Source organism: Caulobacter sp. DWR2-3-1b2 (assembly GCF_049896345.1).
GTDB lineage: Bacteria > Pseudomonadota > Alphaproteobacteria > Caulobacterales > Caulobacteraceae > Caulobacter.
This window is the reverse complement of record NZ_JAFCUC010000001.1, coordinates 848242-866195: the sequence shown is the minus strand read 5'-3', so window position 1 is coordinate 866195 and position 17954 is coordinate 848242. Positions and strand designations below refer to the sequence as shown.

Here is a 17954-nt window from a genome sequence, read left to right as displayed (position 1 = left end):
GGCGTATTTCTAGCATTTTTGACCACCATTTACGTTCTGACAGCCAGCTTTGGTTGGCTCCTTTATGAACCCGCCAACGGTCTTCTTGACTACAGATTTTACGATATCGCCAAGAGGACCTTCCAAACCAAGGGCTGCTGCATTGCTAGCTCCAGCATTACCCGTCAAAAACTCAACGCCTCCAGAGACGACCCCAGACAGCCCAGCATCAAAATAACTCCCTCCTTGTGCCTTTGAGGCGGCGGCGGAGGCTGAACCTACCGCGAGCGCTTTTGTTGTGCGACTTTGCCCACCGGTCGCGATCGCCGCCACAGACGTTGCCGCCCCCGAAACAGCCCCTTTGCGCGCGTCGGTCAATACTTGCCCCGGTCCGTGACCTTCAGCAGCTGAAAAGGCCCCATTTACGACGGCGCCAGCGCCGGCTCCGATCGCAACTTTCCCACAAGCACTGGGCGCGGCGGCACACCCATAGCCAGCAATGATACTCAGGCTGATCTTCATGCCAGGAAGATTCAAGAACGCGCGCGAATCCGCACCGCTCCAGCTCGCTTTGCCGCCCCCTGCCTCCCAATCAATTTTATAGGCGGTACCCGTCTCCGTGCCCGTCGGATCGCCATGGTTCATTGGGTCATTGCCGACATAGGCGTACCAGTTCAGGCCGTCCTCATATCCGATGGGGTCGGTTTGGAGAAACCGCCCCAACGTGGGCGAATAGGCGCGGGCCTTGTAATGATAGGCGCCGAAGTCGGGCAGCCAGACCTGGCCGATGAACTTGAAGCGGCCGCTGTTGCCCGCGCGGGAATGCCGTACTCGTCATAGGTGTTGGTGGTGGTGGTCACCGCAGCGGCGCTGTCGGTGGTGGCGATGATCGAGCCCTGCTGGTCGGCGGCCAACCAGCGGCGACTGGCGGCGGGCGGCGTGGCAGCGCCGCTCGCGCACCAGACCAGCGGCTCGTCGGCGCCGGGGCCGTGGAGGTAACGGCGCAACATGGCGCCTCGGATTGGGGCGACGGGCGCCGTGTTCGGCTCCCAAAAGGACGGTGTTAGCCGGCCTTCACCACGACCTGGACGGCGTCAAAAAGAGTGTGGGCGGTCTCAACCGGTCATCGCAACGGCTATGGATTGTAGCGGTTGAGGCGAGGTTGGGATGGGTCGTCGGGTTCGGTTGACGGATGGGCAGCGTCGGGAGCTCTGGGCGCGCTGGAAGCGCGGCGAGACCTTGGTGGAGATCGGCAGAGCGCTGGAGCGCTCCACGCCGAACGTGTTCAACATTATCCGGGCCAGCGGCGGGATCGGGCCGCAGGAGCGCCGAGAGCGTTCATCGGCGCTGACGGTGGCGGAGCGTGAGGAGATTTCGCGTGGGCTCGTCGCGGGGCTGTCTCTTCGGGCGATCGCTCGTGGGTTAAGGCGAAGCGCTTCGACCGTAAGCCGTGAAGTGACCCATAGCGGCGGGCGGCAGGGTTACCGCGCTCTGTCGGCGCAGCAGCGGGCGATCGCTTGCGCCCGCCGTCCCAAGCCATGCCTGCTGGCGCGGCGGCCCGATCTGCGGGATTTGGTCGCCGCCAAGCTGGAACAGAAGTGGTCTGCGCAGCAGATCGCCGGCTGGCTCAAGCGCAGCCATGGGCAGGAGAGCGCGATGCAGGTGTCGCACGAGACGATCTACAAGAGCCTGTTCATTCAGGCCCGAGGGGTCCTGAGGCGTGAGCTCCTGGGTGCGCTGCGATCCCGGAAACTGATGCGGCGGGCGCACGGGGCCCGGTCGCAAGGCATGAAGCGCAGCCTGATTCCTGAGGCGGTCTCGATCCGCGAACGGCCCGCCGAGGCCGAGGACCGCGCCCTGCCAGGCCACTGGGAAGGCGATCTGTTGATGGGGGGCGTCTCATCGCAAATCGCCACGCTCGTCGAGCGGCGGTCGCGCCTGGTGCAACTCGTGCGCATCGGCGCCAAGACCAGCGAGACTGTCGTGGACGCCCTCGCCCGCCAGGTTCAGGCCCTGCCCGATCACCTGATGCGCACCCTGACCTGGGACCGCGGCTCGGAACTGACCCAGCATGCCCGCTTCACCATGGCCACCAACGTCCAGGTCTATTTCTGTGATCCCCACAGCCCCTGGCAGCGCGGCAGCAACGAAAACACCAACGGCCTGCTGCGGCAATACTTCCCCAAGGGCGCGGACCTGTCGGCCATCACCCAGGAGCAACTCGACGCCGTCGCCCTCGAAATCAACAACCGCCCTCGCAAAACCCTCGACTTCCAGACACCCGCCGAAGTATTCGAAAGAGCCGTTGCGATGACCGGTTGAGACCGCCGTGTCCCCGTTTTCTAGCGATGAGGTCACGAAGATCGGGAACATCCTCAAACGCTTCGAGGAACAAACATAGAATGACCTCCAGCTGCGGAGACACCTTCAGAATCCCAAAGTCACAGGCCTGCAAGCAAGGCCTCATTTCATGTGCGATTCCCCTGCCCTGTGGGGGAGGTGTCGGCGCAGCCGACGGAGGGGGGAGCGTATTGGCAGGCGGCCGGTTCCAGGATTGACGATCCTCGAACTCCCCTCACCGATCGCTTCGCGACTGCCCTGCCCACAAGGGGAGGACTTGCTACTTCGTGTCTTCCTGCAGGACCCCGATCACCCGGCCCCCCTTGGCGCCCTGGACGATGACGACGGTCTTCAGCCCCTCGTCTGCGGCCTTGGACAGGCGATACAGCTTGGGTCGGCCATTCCACGGACCCAGCTTGACCAGTTCGCGCACCACGTTGCGGTGAACCAGGGTCTGGCCGCGATTGTCGCCGCGCTTGACCACGATATCCTGCTCCCGCGGATCATAGCGCACCAGCCAGACCTCGCCGCCGCCGCGCGGGGCGGGTCCCGAGCCGACCGCGACGCGCGCGCCGGCCCCGACAAATTCCATGTCCGGCGGATTGAACGGAGCCTTGGCCGCCGCCTTGACCAGGCTCTCGACCGCCTCAGCCTTGGCGCCGGAAGCCTGCTCGCGGCCTGCGATCACCACCTGCGGGGTCGGCACGTCGCGTTGCGAGAACTTCTGGGCGTAGGCGCGCTGGCGGGCGGCGAAGGCCGGCTTGGCGAAGGTGTCGGTCCAGCCCAGATAGTCCCAGTAATCGACCGAATAGGTCAGGGCCAGCACGCCCTTGTCGTCGGCAAGGTCGGCGACGACCTGGTTGGCCTTGGCGCAGGACGAGCAGCCCTGGGCGGTGAACAGCTCGACCACCACCGGCGGCTGGGCGGCGAACGCCGGCCCCGCCGCAAGACTGGCGAAGGTGGCGGCGACGAGAGAGAGAAAGGCCTGACGCATGTGCGCGCACTTAAGCCAAGATCGCGCCTCGTGACCGTTCACGAGGCCGTGAAGGCGGCTTTTCACGGGGAAAAGCATCCCGACGCGCGAAAAGCTCAAAGAAAAAGCCGGGCCCAACGGACCCGGCTCTCTCATTCGCAGGCTCGAGAACCCAAAACGCTCTGGCGTCAGTCAGCCTTGGCCAGGTTGCGCAGCACGTAGTTCAGCACGCCGCCGTTCTTGAAATATTCAAGCTCGGTCGGGGTGTCGATCCGGCAGCGGACCGGGAAGCGGGCGATGCGGCCATCGGTCGGGCGATAGAGCTCGACGATCAGTTGCTTGCGCGGCGACAGATCCTGAAGGCCACGGATCGAGACGATCTCCTCGCCGGTCAGTTCCAGCTTCTGCCAGCCCTCCTGCAGGAACTGCAGCGGCAGGACGCCCATGCCCACCAAGTTCGAGCGGTGGATCCGCTCGAAGCTTTCGCAGATCACCGCGCGGACGCCCAGCAGCTTGGTGCCCTTGGCGGCCCAGTCGCGCGACGAGCCCGTGCCATATTCCTTGCCGCCGAACACGACGGCCGGACGGCCCTCGGCCTGGTACTTCATGGCCGCGTCATAGATCGACATCACCTCGCCCGAGGGGAAGTGCTTGGTCACGCCGCCTTCGATGTCCGGGGTGATCTTGTTGCGGATCCGGATGTTGGCGAAGGTGCCGCGCATCATCACCTGGTGGTTGCCGCGACGCGCGCCATAGCCGTTGAAGTCCAAGGCGTCGACGCCGTGGGCGATCAGATACTCGCCCGCCGGGCTGGTCTTCTTGATCGAGCCGGCAGGGCTGATGTGGTCGGTGGTGATCGAGTCGCCGAACACCGCCAGGACGCGCGCTTCGACGATGTCGACGACCGGAGCCGGCGTCATCGAGATGTTGGGGAAGTAGGGCGGGTTCTGCACATAGGTGCTGTCACCTTCCCAGGCGTAGGTCTGGCCGCCGGAGATCTTGATCCCCTGCCAGTTCTTGTCGCCCTTGAAGACGTCGGCGTAGCGGGTGGCGAACATCTTCTCGGTGACCGCCTTGCGCTGAACGGTGGCGATCTCTTCGTTGGTCGGCCAGATGTCCTTCAGGAAGACGTCATTGCCTTTCTTGTCCTGGCCCAGCGGCTGGGTGGTCAGGTCGATCTTCATCGAGCCGGCCAGGGCGTAGGCCACCACCAGCGGTGGCGAGGCCAGATAGTTGGCGCGAACGTCGGGGTTCACCCGGCCTTCGAAGTTGCGGTTACCCGAGAGCACGCTGCAGGCGACCAGGTCGGCCTCATTGATCGACTTGCTGACGTTTTCCGGCAGCGGGCCAGAATTGCCGATGCAGGTGGTGCAGCCGTAGCCCACGAGGTTGAAGCCCAGGGCGTCGAGGTGCTTGGTCAGGCCGGCCTTGGCCAGATAGTCGGTGACCACCTGCGAGCCAGGGGCCAGCGAGGTCTTCACCCAGGGCTTGGTCTTCAGGCCCTTGGCCACCGCGTTCTTGGCCAGCAGGCCGGCGGCGATCAGGACGCTAGGGTTGGAGGTGTTGGTGCACGAGGTGATGGCCGCGATGACCACGTCGCCGTGACCGACGTCGAAGTTCTCGCCCGTCACCGGCACGCGCAGGTCGACGCTGTCGGCCTTGCCGAACTCACCAGCCAGGCTCTCGGCGAACTTGACGGCCGACTCGGTCAGCAGCACGCGGTCTTGCGGACGCTTGGGGCCGGCCAGCGACGGCAGGACGGCCGACAGGTCCAGTTCCAGATGGTCGGTGAACACCGGCTCGGCGACGCCGGGCTCCCACCACAGACCCTGTTCCTTGGCATAGGCCTCGACCAGGGCCACGCGGGCGGCGTCGCGGCCGGTGCCCTTCAGATAGGCGATGGTCGCCGCGCTGATCGGGAAGAAGCCGCAGGTCGCGCCGTATTCCGGGGCCATGTTGGCGATGGTCGCCTGGTCTTCCAGGGTCAGGGTGGCCAGGGCCTCGCCGTAGAACTCGACGAACTTGCCGACCACGCCCTTCTTGCGCAGCATCTGGGTGACGGTGAGCACCAGGTCGGTGGCGGTGGCGCCTTCCGGCATGGCGCCGGTCATCTTGAAGCCGATGACTTCCGGGATCAGCATCGGAATCGGCTGGCCCAGCATGGCCGCCTCGGCCTCGATGCCGCCCACGCCCCAGCCCAGGACCGACAGGCCGTTGACCATGGTGGTGTGGCTGTCGGTGCCGACGACGGTGTCGGGATAGGCGAGGGTCTCGCCCTCGGCTTCGCTGGTCCACACGGTCTGGGCCAGATATTCGAGGTTCACCTGGTGACAGATTCCGGTGCCGGGGGGCACGACGCGGAAGTTGTTGAAGGCCGACGAGCCCCAGCGCAGGAAGCGGTAGCGCTCGAGGTTGCGCTCATATTCCTTGGCGACGTTGTCGCCGAAGGCGTGCGAGGAGCCGAAATTGTCGACCATCACCGAGTGGTCGATGACCAGATCGACGGGGTTCAGCGGGTTGATCTTGGCCGGATCGGCGCCCAGCGACACCATGGCGTCGCGCATGGCGGCCAGGTCGACGACGGCGGGAACGCCGGTGAAGTCCTGCATCAGCACGCGGGCCGGGCGGAAGCTGATCTCGTGCTCGACCGCGCCCTTGTTATTGACCCAGCTGGCCACGGCCTTGAGGTCGTCTTCGCGCACCGAGACACCGTCCTCGTAGCGCAGCAGGTTCTCCAGCAGCACCTTCATCGACACGGGTAGCTTGCTGGTGTCGACCAGACCGGCTTCCTCGGCGGCGCGAAGGCTGTAATAGACGTAGGTCTTGCCGCCGACGACGAGTTCGCGGCGGGTTTTGAGGCTGTCTACGGACGCCATTGTGAAGGATCCCTTCTCTGTCCACGGCCGCCGGAAAACCACTCCCGGGATCGCGCGCTCGAGGCGGACCCACAGCGTCCATCCCCGCGCCGCGTACATCCCATCCAGGTTGGAGGGTGACGGCCGAGGGTCTCTTAGCCTTGGTCTGCGTCAACGTCCATGCACAGGGCAGGGTCTTGAGGGCTTTGGACCCATGTTGAGAACTATTCGCATCAAGGACCTAGGTCTTGTTCGTGGCGAGCGGCGGCTGTTCTCGGGCCTGAACCTTGAGATTCAGGCGGGCCAGGCCGTGGCCCTTACGGGACGAAATGGCGCGGGCAAGACCAGTCTGCTGCGCGCCGTGGCGGGACTTCTGAGATCGGCGGAAGGGACTATTCTGTTCGAGGGTGAGGCGGGCGAGCTGGAGGCCGAGGCGGCCCGGGCCGAGGGCCTGCACATGGTCGGCCATCACGACGGCCTGAAATCGACCCGCTCGGCCTGGGAGGAGCTGCTGTTCCAGACTCTTTGGACCGGCGGGTCGGAAGCGTCGGCGCGCGCGGCCGCTTCGAAACTCGACCTCGACCGCCTGCTCGACCTCGAGGTCCGCCGCCTGTCGGCCGGCCAGCGTCGGCGGGTCGCCCTGGCGCGGCTGCTGGCCAGCCCCCGCTCGCTCTGGCTGCTGGACGAGCCGATGGCCCCGCTGGACGCCGGTCACCGCGAGGGATTCGGCGCCGTGATGGCCCAGCACCTGGCCGGCGGCGGCATGATCCTAGCGGCGGTGCATGATCCGCTCCCTGTGCCTTGCCGGGTCGTGGAGATCGGCGCCCAGGACATGCGAGGATGAGGGCGTTCCTGATCCTGCTGCGCCGCGAGCTGGCCCTGGCCTGGGGCAAGGGCGGCGGACCCCTGCTGGCCCTGGCCTTCTATGGCTGCGTGGTCACCTTGCTGCCTTTGGCGGCCGGCCGAGCCCCCGAACGGCTGGCGAGCCTGGCCCCCGGTATCGCCTGGCTGGCCCTCGCCCTGGCCGCCCTGCTGTCGCTGGAGCGGCTGTTTGAGCGCGACTTCGAGGACGGGGCGCTGGACCTGCTGGCGCTCGGTCCCGCGCCGCTGGAAGCCGTGGCCGTGGCCAAGTGCCTGGCCCATTGGCTGGCGGCCGGCGCGCCCCTGGCCCTGGCCGCGCCCGCCGCCGCCCTGGGCCTGGGGGCCTCGCCGCACATCATCCCGCTGCTGATCCCCTGCGCCCTGGCCGGCGGCCTGGCCTTCTCGTTCCTCGGGGGACTGGGGGCCAGTTTGGCTCTGGGCAGCAAGCGCGGCGGCCTGCTGGTGGCGGTGATCGTCCTGCCACTCTACGTGCCGCCGGTGATCTTTGGCGCCGGGGCGCTGGACGCCCTGGCCGGCGGCCTGCCCTGGACAGGCGGGCTGTTGCTCTTGCTGGCCTATTCGGCAGCGGCGGTGGCGCTAAGTCCAATCGCCATGGCGGCGGCTTGTCGCAACGCCCTGGATTAGGGCGCGGAGTTCGGCCCAACCAAAACCCGCGACGCACCCCCTAGATCGGCCCGGCGCTCGCCGTGACCGGCGCTTCGCGCTGCTCGCCCAGCACCACGATGAAGCTGCCGGCGATGATCATCAGGCCGCCGGCCCCCAGGGCGAAGGTCAGGTGGTCGCCAAACAGCATGACCCCCAGGCTGGCGCCCATCAGCGGCTCGATATTGATGAACACGCCGGCGCTGGCGGCGTCGACGCGGGCCGCGCCAAACGACCAGGCGGCGGTGGCCAGCAGGGTCGCCAACACGCCCTGGCCGACCACGGCGGTCCAGACCAGGGGGCTGAGGCCCAGCTTGGGCGGGCCGTGCATCAACAGGGCGATCGGCAGGACCGTGAAGGTGGCGACGATCACCGTCACCGCCGGTATGGCCATCGGGGTCGGCGACGGCGGCGCGCGGCGTAGCACGAGCAGCCAGGCCAGGAAGATCAGCAGCGAACCCAGCGACAAGGCCACCCCCAGCGGCGAGCCCGCCCCGTCCGGCTTACCGGCGATCAGGGCCGCGCCGAGGGTCGCGGCGGCGACACCCAGCCAGGAGGCGCGGCTGACCTTCTCGCCCAGCAGCCTGGCGCTGATGGCGATCAGGGCCGGCATCGCGCCGACCAGCAGGGCCGCAAGGGTGACGCTGACATGGGCCAGGCCCTCGAACTGCACCATGAAGGCGATGCCATAGAAGGCGCCGGCCGCCAGGATCACCGGCGAGCGAAACAGCGCCCGGGTCTCGGCCCTGGCCAAGGCGAAGGGGGCAGCCGCGATCGCCGCCGTCGCGAACCGCAGCAGCACCATGTGGGCGGCGTCGGTCTCGGTCAGGATGAACTTGCCGAGCGGAAAGCCCAGGCCCCAGCAGGCGCCGGCCAAGGCGAGCGCGAGAAAGGCGACGCGTTTTTCCATCAGGGCCTCTTGCCGGAGTTCGGGCGCCGGCGCCACGCGGCTAGAGCTTCAGCCCAAACCTTGGCCCCACGGCGGTCATCAACAGATAGAGCCCGATGGTCACGCCACACCCTGTCAGCAGCGCGGGCCAAAAGCCGATCCCGCGACGCAGCAGGGCCGGAACGATCAGAAACATCGGCAGCGACGGCAGCACATACCAGAAGGTCGCCTCCACATGGGTGGCCATCCGCCCGACGTCGTGGATGTCGCGCCACAGCCAGATCATGCCCAGGATCGAGATCAGCGGCAGCGACGCCACAAAGGCGCCGAAGCCGGGCTGGCGCTTTGCGATCTCCGAGACCAGGGCGATGATCACCCCGGACAGCGCGGCCTTGGCGATCAGATAGAGCATAGAAGGGGCCTCCGGTTGGAACGGCGAGTGTCGCCCGCTATCAAACGCTTGCGCCGGCCGCGTTCGTCAATCCTGCAACATTGGCGGGTGGTTCTGACATTCCCACGTTACACGGCGGCGGGAGGTTGCGATCAGGGACGTCACTGGAGCCATCAACATGCGCCTTTCACCAAGCCGCCTGGCCATCATGGCCGGGGTCGCACTCAGCCTTTCCGCCGCAGTCGCCGTCGCCCAGAACGGTCCGCCACCGCCCGGTCCGCCCCCGATGATGGATGATGGTCCCGGTGGCCCCGGCGGTCCGATGATGCGCCATCATCGCTTCGATCCGGAGGCCCAAGCGCAGCACCTGCGCGACGTGCTGCAACTGCGCGCCGACCAGGACGGCGCGCTGAAGGCCTATCTGGCCGCCACCGCGCCCAAGGATCATCGCGAGGAGGGGCCCGGTCCAAAATCCGACGACGGTCCGCCCAAACGCCTGACCACGCCCGAGCGCCTTGACCGGGAGACCGAGTTCCTGGCCCGCGCCAGGGCGCGCATTGACGCCACCCGAAGCTTCTACGCCGCGATGTCGCCCAGCCAGCAGAAGGCCTTCGACGCCCTGGGTCCGATGGCGGGCGACCATGGCCCGATGATGCGCCATGTCGAATTTCGCCACTTGAAAGCCGGCCCAGCCGGCCGGCCGCCCGCGCCGGGCAAGGCCGACTGACCTCGCGGTTGGGATTGCGGGCGCCCCTCAGGTCTTCTAATGCACCGGTATGGGCGCCCGTGAACCTCACCACCCGCTGGACTTCCTGACCAACCCCGAGCGGTTCATGGTCTTTTCGCGCTGGGCCGCGCCGATGTTCGGCGCCGTCGCCACAGTGCTTGCCGTGGCTGGCTTGGTTTTGACCTTCGCCGCCCCTGAGGACTATCAGCAGGGCGACACCGTGCGGATGATGTTCATCCACGTGCCGGCCGCGGTCATCAGCATGTTCGTCTATCTGTGCCTGGGGATCGCCAGCCTGCTGTCCCTGGTGTTCCGCCACGCCCTGGCCGACGCCGCCGCCGTGGCCTGCGCGCCGCTGGGCGCGGCCTTCACCGTGCTGGCCCTGGCCACCGGCTCGCTGTGGGGCAAGCCAATGTGGGGAACCTGGTGGGTGTGGGACGCGCGCCTGACCTCGGTGCTGGTGCTGCTGCTGTTCTATCTCGGCTATCTGGCCCTGCGCTCGGCGCTGGAGGACGAGGCCAAGGCCGCCCGCGCCGCCGCCATCCTGGCCCTGGTCGGCCTGATCAACCTGCCGATCATCAAGTTCTCGGTCGCGTGGTGGAACAGCCTGCACCAAGGCAGCTCCACCCTGATGGCCAAGCCGGGCGACGCCCTGCCGGCGGTCTATGCCTGGCCGATGCTGATCATGACCCTGGCCTATCTGGCGGCCTTCGGGGCGCTGTGGCTGGTGCGGATTCGCGCCGGGGTCTGGCGGCGCAAGGCCCGCGCCTTGGCGCTGCAGGCGGCGGAGGGCTAGCGGCATGCAGTTCGATTTCGACGCTGGCAAATACGCGATCTACCTCTGGCCAGCCTTCGCCCTGACGGCCATCGTCTTCGTCTGGATGATCGCCGACAGCCTGGTCTCGGCCCGGCGCTGGCGGCGTGAGGCTGAGCGGCTGCAGGCCCTGCGCGACGCTCGCCGCGAGGTGGGCCCGTCGTGAAGCGCTGGATCGGCTTTACGCCCTTGATTGTGCTGATCGCTTTGGGCGTGCTGTTCGCCGGCTACGCGTTGAAGCACGACCCCCACGTTCAGCCGCACGCCCTGGTCGGCAAGCCGGTTCCGGCCCTGTTCCTGCCCGATCTCGACAACGGCTCCCTGGTCGCGGTGCACGATGCGCCCCCTCGCCAAGGTGTGGCCGGCCCGCGCCTGATCAACTTCTTCGCCTCGTGGTGCGCCCCGTGCCGCGTGGAGCAGCCGCAGCTGATGGCCTTGAAGGCGCGCGGCGTGACCGTGGTCGGCGTGGCCTACAAGGATGATCCCGCCCGCACTCGGGCGTTCCTGGCCGAACTGGGCGATCCGTTCGCGGTCAAGCTGGTCGATCGCAACGGCCGGGCCGGGATCGAGTTCGGGGTCACCGGCGTGCCCGAGACCTTCCTGGTCGGGGAGAATGGCAAGGTCTTGGCCAAGCACAGCGGGCCGCTGACCGACGCGAATGTCCAGGACTTGCTGGCCAAACTGCACTGAAAGATCACTCAGAACCGCGACCATTAACCGCGTGTTGACCATGCTCGCCGACTTTGCATTAACCATGATAGAGTCGCGCTCATGAGTACGATCCGCCCTGCCGGCTTGCAGCCCGTCCCGCAACGACCCGCCCAGGGCTCGACGGGCGTTGGCGGCTCGCGCGCGGCGGCGTTCTTCCAGGCGGCCGTGGCCGAGGCGGCGCCGACCCGCGCGGCCATCCCGCCGATCGCCGTCCAGCTGCAGACCCAGGCCCAGCCGCAACGTCAGGCCCCGGCGAGGCCGTTCGTGCAGCCAAGCGAGGCGCCGCAAAAGGTTCTGCGTCCGGGCTCGCTGTTGAACATCCTGGTCTGATTTCCTTCTACCCTTGCGGGAGACGGTGGCGGCCGAAGGCCGACGGATGAGGGGCCGCACCGCGGTTCGCGGCTGATCTCATCAACAACCCTCACCCGACCTCGCTGCGCGAGGCTGCCCTCTCGCGGAAGGGCAGAGGGGATCAGGTCGGCCAGGTCTCCGGGCTCATCGCGAGCACTTCGCCGGCCAGGTACAGCGACCCGCAGATCAGCACGTGCGGCGTCGGTTCGATCGCTAGCGCCTTGTCCAGCGCCGCGCCCAAGCTGTCGCAGGCGCAGGCCCGCAGTCCGGCCAGCTCGGCGGCCGCAGCGGTCTGGGCGGCGCTGGCGGCGGCGCCACCCTCGAAGGCCACCGAAAAGACCTTGGCCTTCAACGGCGCGAACGGCGTGAAGAAACCCGTTGCGTCCTTGTTGGCCAGCAGGCCGGCGACTAGCGCCACGGGGCGGCCGTCCCGGGCGGCCAGGTCGCCCAGCGCCCGGGCCACGGCCTGGCCGGCATGGGGGTTGTGACCGCCGTCCAGCCACAGATCGGCGCCGGCCGCCTTGGCGCGCTCGGCCAGGGGGCCGGCGGTCAGCCGCTGGAAGCGGGCCGGCCAGATCGCGCCGGCGACGCCCTGGGCTATGGCCGCTTCGTCGATGCGCGGGTCGTTCAGAAGCAGGATCGCGGCCACCGCCAGGCCGGCATTGGCGAACTGATGGTCACCCGGCAGGGTGGGGGCCGGCAGGTCCAGCAGGCGGTCCTGCATCTGCACCAGCAGCCGACCCCGCTCGTTCCAGGCGTCGAAGTCCCGGCCCATCAGGGTCAGGGGGGCCTCGGCGAGATCGGCCTTGCGCTCGACGACCCGTTCGGCCTCTTCGGCCTGACGGGCCGAGACGACGGGCGTGTTCGGCTTGATGATCCCGGCCTTCTCCCGGGCGATGGCTGACAGGGTGTCGCCGAGGAATTCGCGGTGGTCGATGTCGATCGGAGCGATGACGCTGAGGGCTGGGCTGACCACGTTGGTGGCGTCCAGCACGCCGCCGAGGCCGACCTCCACCAGGCACAGGTCGGCGGGGACCTCGGAGAAGGCCTGGAAGGCGGCGGCGGTGGTGATCTCGAAGAAGGTGATTGGCAGGCCGGCATTGGCCGCCTCGACCCGGTCCAGCACTTCGGCAAGGTGCTCGTCGGTGATCAGGCTTCCGGCCAGGCGGATCCGCTCAGCGAACCGCACCAGGTGAGGTGAGGTGAAGACATGGACCCTCAAGCCCGCCGCCTCGGCGATGGCGCGCAGATAGGCTACGGTCGAACCCTTGCCGTTGGTGCCGGCCACGTGGATCACCGGCGGCAGCCTGGTCTGCGGCTCGCCCAGCGCCGCGCACAGCCGGCGCATGCGCACCAGCGACAGGTCGATCAGCTTGGGATGCAGGGCCTGCAGCCGCGCCAGCGCGGCGTCATGGGCGCGGAGATGGTCGGTCATGTCTCTGAACCTTCCCTCCCCGTCATGCGGAGGGTGGCCCCGAAGGGGTCGGGTGGGGTTTGATGAGTCTGCGGCAGTGAAGCCCCACCCACCACTTCGTGGTCCCCCTCCCCATGACGGGGAGGGAAAAGCTCTTTGCACTACGCAGCTTTCAGCGAACGCCCCATCATCAGCGTGCCGAGGATCGAGCCCAGCACCGCCGGCAGGTCCTTGCGGGGCGTCACGCGGTCGACCATGCCCTTTTCGACCAGATATTCCGAGCGCTGAAACCCCGGCGGCAGGGTCTCGCGGATGGTCTGCTCGATCACCCGGGGGCCGGCGAAGCCGATCAGGGCGCCCGGCTCGGCTAGGTGGACATCGCCGAGCATGGCGTAGGAGGCGGTGACGCCGCCGGTGGTCGGGTCGGTGAGGACCACGACGTATGGCAGGCCGGCGTCCTTCATCTGGTTGATGGCCAAGGTGGTGCGGGCCATCTGCATCAGGGACAGGGCCCCCTCCTGCATCCGCGCGCCGCCGGCGGCGGTGAAGGCGATCAGCGGAACCTGGCGCTCGATCGCGGCCTCGGCGGCGGCGATGAAGCCCTCACCGGCGGCCATGCCCAGCGAGCCGCCCATGAAGGCGAAATCCTGGACCAGAACCACGGCCTTCGCGCCACCGACCACGCCGAAGGCGATGGCGATGGCGTCCTGTTCGCCGGTCGCCTTGCGGGCGGCGGCGAGGCGCTCCTTGTAGGGCTTGCCGTCGGAGAACTTCAGCGGGTCCTCGAACACCGCCGGGGTTGGCAGGACCTCGTATTCGGCGTCGTCGAAGGTGAACTTGAAGCGGGCCTCGGGGCCGATGCGCATGTGGCGTCCGGCCGGGGTGACCCACAGGGCCGCCTCCAGGTCGGAGCGGTAGATCATCTCGCCGGTGTCGGGGCACTTGACCCACAGGTTCTCGGGTGTCTCGCGCCTGGCGAACGCCCCGCGCACGCCGGGGGCGATGCGCGACAGCCAGCCGCCGCGTCGTTCGGCCCCGACCTTGGTCTTGTCGCCCTTCTTGGGGCCCGGAGTTTCAGCCATAGCCATAGCCTTTAGCCTCACGCCATTTCGAGTCGCGCCGATCGCACAGCCTTAGCCAGCTCCGACGCCTTGAGAAGAACCTTCTCGGTCACGTTTTCGTTCAACTGGGCGGCCGCCTCGATTTCGTCCACCAGGGCCGAGCCGACCACCGCCGCGTCGGCCACGCGGGCCACGGCGGCGGCTTGTTCCGGTGTGCGGATGCCGAAACCGACGGCGACCGGCAGGCCCGAGGCATTGCGCAGCCGGGTCACGGCCAAGGCCACATTGGCGGGGTCGGCCGACTTGACGCCGGTCACGCCCGCCACCGAGACGTAATAGACGAAGCCCGAGGTGCGGCGGATCACCATCGGCAGGCGCTTGTCGTCGGTGGTGGGGGCGGCCAGTCGGATCAGGGCGATGCCCTCGGCCTCCAGGGCGTCCGACAGGGGGTCGGCCTCTTCCGGCGGGCAATCGACGATGATCAGGCCATCGACGCCGGCCGTCGCAGCGGCGGCGGCGAAGGCTTCGAACCCGCGATTGAGCACCGGGTTGAGGTAGCCCATCAGGATGATCGGCGTGTCGTTGTCGCCCTGGCGGAAAGCGGCGACCAGGTCCAGCGTGCCCTGCAGCGTCATGCCCGAGCGCAGGCCACGCTGGGCGGCGCGCTGGATGGTCGGACCCTCGGCCATCGGGTCGGAGAACGGGAAGCCCAGCTCGATCAGGTCGGCCCCCGCCCCCGGCAGGCCCTTGAGCACGCTCAGCGTGGTGGCGGCGTCGGGATCGCCGGCCATGATATAGGTCACGAAGCCGGCGCGGTTCTCAGCCTTCAGGGCCGCGAAACGGCGGTCGATACGGTCGTTGGTCACGTCAAATCGCCCCTAGATCTTCCGCCCGAGAGCCTCGGCCACCGTGAAGATGTCCTTGTCGCCGCGGCCGCACAGATTCATCACCACGATCTTGTCCTTGCCCAGCTCGCGAGCGATGTCGCCGACCCGGGCCAGGGCGTGGGCCGGCTCGAGCGCCGGGATGATGCCTTCCAGCTGCGAGCACAGCATGAAGGCGTCCAGCGCCTCCTGGTCGGTGGTCGAGACATATTCGGCCCGGCCGATCTCGTGCAGGAACGAGTGCTCCGGCCCGATGCCTGGATAGTCCAGGCCCGCCGAGATCGAGTGGGCGTCGATGATCTGGCCGTCGTCGTCCTGCAGCAGATAGGTGCGGTTGCCGTGCAGCACGCCCGGACGGCCGCCGGTCAGGGAGGCGGCGTGCTTGTCGGTGGAGACGCCATGGCCGGCCGCCTCGACGCCGATCAGCCGCACGCCCTCGTCGGCCAGGAAGGGGTGGAACAGGCCGATGGCGTTGGAGCCGCCGCCGATACAGGCCACCACGGCGTCGGGGAGCCGGCCTTCCATCTCAAGGATCTGGGCGCGGGCCTCGATGCCGATCACGCTCTGGAAGTCGCGGACCATCACCGGATAGGGGTGCGGCCCGGCCGCCGTGCCGATCAGGTAATAGGTGTCCTCGACATTGGTCACCCAGTCGCGCATCGCCTCGTTCATGGCGTCCTTGAGGGTGCCGGTTCCCGAGGTGACGGGGCGCACTTCCGCGCCCAGCAGGTTCATGCGGAAGACGTTGGGCTTTTGCCGCTCGACGTCGGTGGCGCCCATATAGACCACGCACGGCAGGCCGAAGCGGGCGCAGACGGTGGCGGTGGCCACGCCGTGCTGGCCGGCCCCGGTCTCGGCGATGATCCGGGTCTTGCCCATGCGCATGGCCAGCAGGATCTGGCCGAGGGCGTTGTTGATCTTGTGCGAGCCGGTGTGGTTCAGCTCGTCGCGCTTGAAATAGATCTTGGCCCCACCGAAATGCTCGGTCAGGCGCTCGGCGAAATAGAGCGGGCTGGGCCGGCCGGCATAGTGGGTGTTGAAGCTGGTCAGCTCGGCCTGGAACGCGGGATCGGCCTTGGCGGCGGCATAGGCCTCGCCCAGTTCCAGCACCAGCGGCATCAGGGTCTCGGCCACATAGCGGCCGCCGAACTCGCCGAACCGGCCATTGGTGTCGGGATAGGCCGAATAATCGTTGGGCTTGGCGGGGGCGTTCGTTGGGACGTTCAAAGGACCATCCAGGGTTCAGACGCGTTTCACGGCGTCCAGGAACGCCGTGATCAGAGCCGGGTCCTTTAGGCCGGGACCTCGCTCCACGCCAGAGGAAACGTCTACCAGGGGCGCCGCCGAAGCCTTGACCGCTTCTGCGACGTTCCAGGGATCCAGGCCCCCGGCCAGGAAATGCGGCCGCGAAAAGCGCCGGCCTTCCAGCAAGCTCCAGTCGAACCGCGCGCCGGTGCCACCGGGCAGGACCGAGCCCTCCACGGGCCTGGCGTCGAACATCAGGTGCTCGACGACGCCGTCGAAGGCGGCGGCCTTGTCGACATCGGAGGCCGACGAGACCGAGAAGGCCTTGATCATCCCGGCCCCGGAGCGGGCGCCGATCTCCCGGACCCGGGCCGGGGTCTCGCGGCCGTGCACCTGGATCAGGTCGGGCTTGAGGGTGGCCATCAGCCGGTCGATCAGGGCGTCGTCGGGATCGACGGTGACGGCCACGGTCTTGACCGGCCCCTGGCGCAGTGCGGCGGCCAGACGGGCGGCGGCTTCGGGGGTGAGATTGCGGGGGCTCTTGGCGAAGAACACGAAGCCGACGAACGCCGCGCCGCCGTTCACGGCGGCGGCGAGCGTCTCGGGGGTAGAAAGCCCGCAGATCTTGGCGCTAGTCATGAGGCGGAGGTACGGTGGGGAGGGATGTTGTGCAAGGGGCGGTGGCTCACGCCAGGTCGCGAGTGTCGGGGTCGAGGCCGAAAGCAGTGGCGGTGCTCTCCAGGAGCGGCGCTCTTGCCAACCGCCTCCCCTGGGAGACGGTCTCTAACCATCGCCGCCATAGACCTAGACCCTCCCGTTTCGCTAATTGATAGACCCCACCTATATACCCCCTCATGCTCCCCACCCTGCGCCAGCTCCGCTACCTCAAGCTCCTGTCCGAGCACGGCTCGTTCAGCCGGGCCGCCGAGGCCTGCCATGTCACCCAGCCCACCCTGTCGGCCGGCATCCAGGAACTGGAGAAGATCCTGGGCGCGCCGGTGGTCGATCGGGCCCGGTCGGGCGTGATCCTCACCGCCGCCGGCCAGGAGGCCGTGCGCCGGGGCGAGGCGATCCTGGCCCAGGCCGAGGATCTGGTGCAGGCGGCGCGCGGGGCGGGCCAGCCCCTGGCCGGGCGGTTCAAGCTGGGGGTCATTCCCACCGTCGCCCCCTATCTGCTGCCGCGCGCCCTGCCCGCCCTGCGCGACCAGTTCCCCAAGCTGAAGCTCTATCTGCGCGAGGACCTGACCCACCGGCTGATCGCCGCGCTGAAGTCCGGCGCCCTGGACGCCGCCCTGATCGCCCTGCCCTATGACATGACCGGTCTGGACTGGGCCCATGTCGAGGATGACGAGCTGCTGGCCGCCGCCCCCGCCAACCATCGCATGGCCGCCTTCGAGCGGGTCGATCCCGAGAGCCTGAGGGGCGACGACATGATCCTTCTGGAGGATGGTCACTGCCTGCGCGACCACGCCCTGGCCGCCTGCGGCTTGGAGCCGCCGCGCAACGTCAATCTGGACGACGACGAGAGCTTCGCCGCCACCTCCCTGCCCACCCTGGTGCAGATGATCGGCTCGGGCCTGGGGGTGTCGTTCCTGCCGTCGATGGCCGTGGCCGCGGGCCTGGCCGAAAACGCGCCGGTCACCATCCGGCCGCTGAACTCCGACCATTCCAGCCGCGAGATCGTGGTGGCCTGGCGCAAGGGCTCCAGCCGCTCCACCGAGGGCCGGCTGCTGGCCGAGACCCTGGCCGCCCTGCCGCCCGCCGTGCTTTCGCCACGGCATTAGAGTACCCATCTC

The 17954-nt window shown here is 68.1% G+C and carries 20 protein-coding genes; 9 read left to right on the top strand and 11 right to left on the bottom strand.

Translation table 11 applies throughout. The annotated features are described in order from the left end of the window. Positions 1-9: 9 nt before the first annotated feature. Positions 10-753 (bottom strand): RHS repeat-associated core domain-containing protein, encoded by a 744-nt coding sequence (locus ACP694_RS04175; protein ID WP_426011289.1) that lies wholly within the window; start codon positions 751-753, stop codon positions 10-12. Beyond that, a complete protein-coding gene (locus ACP694_RS04170) occupies positions 654-989 on the bottom strand; it encodes a hypothetical protein (RefSeq protein ID WP_426010654.1) in 336 nt (111 codons plus the stop codon). The genes ACP694_RS04175 and ACP694_RS04170 overlap by 100 nt, the downstream gene beginning before the upstream one ends. A gap of 157 nt (positions 990-1146) precedes the next feature. On the opposite strand from ACP694_RS04170, the gene ACP694_RS04165 reads away from it, so the two are divergent. After that, a complete protein-coding gene (locus ACP694_RS04165) occupies positions 1147-2301 on the top strand; it encodes an IS30 family transposase (RefSeq protein WP_426010652.1) in 1155 nt (384 codons plus the stop codon). A gap of 298 nt (positions 2302-2599) precedes the next feature. Here the strand turns inward: ACP694_RS04165 and ACP694_RS04160 are convergent, their stop codons facing one another. After that, positions 2600-3313, bottom strand: a complete 714-nt coding sequence (locus ACP694_RS04160) for a DUF1223 domain-containing protein (RefSeq protein WP_426010651.1) — start codon at positions 3311-3313, stop codon at positions 2600-2602. A 167-nt stretch (positions 3314-3480) separates the two neighbouring features. Next, positions 3481-6168, bottom strand: coding sequence for an aconitate hydratase AcnA (gene acnA, locus ACP694_RS04155; RefSeq protein ID WP_426010649.1), 2688 nt, complete (start codon positions 6166-6168; stop codon positions 3481-3483). A 193-nt stretch (positions 6169-6361) separates the two neighbouring features. On the opposite strand from acnA, the gene ccmA reads away from it, so the two are divergent. Together ccmA and ccmB are read left to right on the top strand one after the other, a co-directional pair. Then, positions 6362-6991 (top strand): heme ABC exporter ATP-binding protein CcmA, encoded by a 630-nt coding sequence (ccmA, locus tag ACP694_RS04150; RefSeq protein WP_426010647.1) that lies wholly within the window; start codon positions 6362-6364, stop codon positions 6989-6991. Continuing rightward, the gene (gene ccmB / locus ACP694_RS04145; RefSeq protein WP_426010645.1) at positions 6988-7653 is read left to right on the top strand and encodes a heme exporter protein CcmB; all 666 of its coding nucleotides are present in this window, start codon (positions 6988-6990) and stop codon (positions 7651-7653) included. Before ccmA ends, ccmB begins: the two co-directional genes overlap by 4 nt. A gap of 40 nt (positions 7654-7693) precedes the next feature. Here ccmB and ACP694_RS04140 read toward each other — a convergent pair whose 3' ends face one another. After that, on the bottom strand, positions 7694-8581 hold the full coding sequence (locus tag ACP694_RS04140; protein ID WP_426010644.1) for a DMT family transporter: 888 nt from the start codon (positions 8579-8581) through the stop codon (positions 7694-7696). A gap of 40 nt (positions 8582-8621) precedes the next feature. Next, positions 8622-8972 (bottom strand): DUF3147 family protein, encoded by a 351-nt coding sequence (locus ACP694_RS04135; RefSeq protein ID WP_426010642.1) that lies wholly within the window; start codon positions 8970-8972, stop codon positions 8622-8624. A gap of 157 nt (positions 8973-9129) precedes the next feature. Between ACP694_RS04135 and ACP694_RS04130 the strand changes: the two genes are divergently transcribed. The 5 genes from ACP694_RS04130 to ACP694_RS04110 all read left to right on the top strand — a co-directional run bounded on the left by ACP694_RS04130 (position 9130) and on the right by ACP694_RS04110 (position 11533). Beyond that, a complete protein-coding gene (locus ACP694_RS04130) occupies positions 9130-9678 on the top strand; it encodes a Spy/CpxP family protein refolding chaperone (protein WP_426010641.1) in 549 nt (182 codons plus the stop codon). 49 nt (positions 9679-9727) lie between these two features. Next, a complete protein-coding gene (gene ccmC, locus ACP694_RS04125; protein ID WP_426010640.1) occupies positions 9728-10474 on the top strand; it encodes a heme ABC transporter permease CcmC in 747 nt (248 codons plus the stop codon). A gap of 4 nt (positions 10475-10478) precedes the next feature. Beyond that, entirely contained in the window at positions 10479-10658 is a 180-nt protein-coding gene (ccmD, locus tag ACP694_RS04120; protein WP_426010639.1) for a heme exporter protein CcmD, read from the top strand. Next, on the top strand, positions 10655-11182 hold the full coding sequence (locus tag ACP694_RS04115; RefSeq protein ID WP_426010638.1) for a DsbE family thiol:disulfide interchange protein: 528 nt from the start codon (positions 10655-10657) through the stop codon (positions 11180-11182). Before ccmD ends, ACP694_RS04115 begins: the two co-directional genes overlap by 4 nt. Before the next feature lie 81 nt (positions 11183-11263). Next, a complete protein-coding gene (locus ACP694_RS04110; protein WP_426010637.1) occupies positions 11264-11533 on the top strand; it encodes a hypothetical protein in 270 nt (89 codons plus the stop codon). A gap of 142 nt (positions 11534-11675) precedes the next feature. Here ACP694_RS04110 and ACP694_RS04105 read toward each other — a convergent pair whose 3' ends face one another. From ACP694_RS04105 to ACP694_RS04085, 5 genes are all read right to left on the bottom strand, one after another. Beyond that, on the bottom strand, positions 11676-12989 hold the full coding sequence (locus ACP694_RS04105) for a bifunctional folylpolyglutamate synthase/dihydrofolate synthase (protein WP_426010635.1): 1314 nt from the start codon (positions 12987-12989) through the stop codon (positions 11676-11678). Between the two features lie 140 nt (positions 12990-13129). After that, positions 13130-14056 carry an acetyl-CoA carboxylase carboxyltransferase subunit beta gene (locus ACP694_RS04100; protein ID WP_426010634.1) on the bottom strand — a complete coding sequence of 309 codons (927 nt, stop codon included), beginning with the start codon at positions 14054-14056 and terminating at the stop codon, positions 13130-13132. A gap of 11 nt (positions 14057-14067) precedes the next feature. After that, complete coding sequence (gene trpA / locus ACP694_RS04095; RefSeq protein WP_426010632.1) at positions 14068-14895, bottom strand: tryptophan synthase subunit alpha; 828 nt, start codon at positions 14893-14895, stop codon at positions 14068-14070. Positions 14896-14907: 12 nt separating this feature from the next. After that, a complete protein-coding gene (gene trpB / locus ACP694_RS04090) occupies positions 14908-16140 on the bottom strand; it encodes a tryptophan synthase subunit beta (RefSeq protein ID WP_426010630.1) in 1233 nt (410 codons plus the stop codon). A gap of 15 nt (positions 16141-16155) precedes the next feature. Further along, entirely contained in the window at positions 16156-16797 is a 642-nt protein-coding gene (locus tag ACP694_RS04085) for a phosphoribosylanthranilate isomerase (RefSeq protein WP_426010628.1), read from the bottom strand. Positions 16798-17012: 215 nt separating this feature from the next. Here ACP694_RS04085 and ACP694_RS04080 point away from each other — a divergent pair, with 215 nt between their 5' ends. After that, positions 17013-17942: a hydrogen peroxide-inducible genes activator gene (locus ACP694_RS04080; RefSeq protein ID WP_426010626.1), complete on the top strand. Its 930-nt coding sequence runs from the start codon at positions 17013-17015 to the stop codon at positions 17940-17942. The last annotated feature ends 12 nt before the right edge of the window (positions 17943-17954 follow it).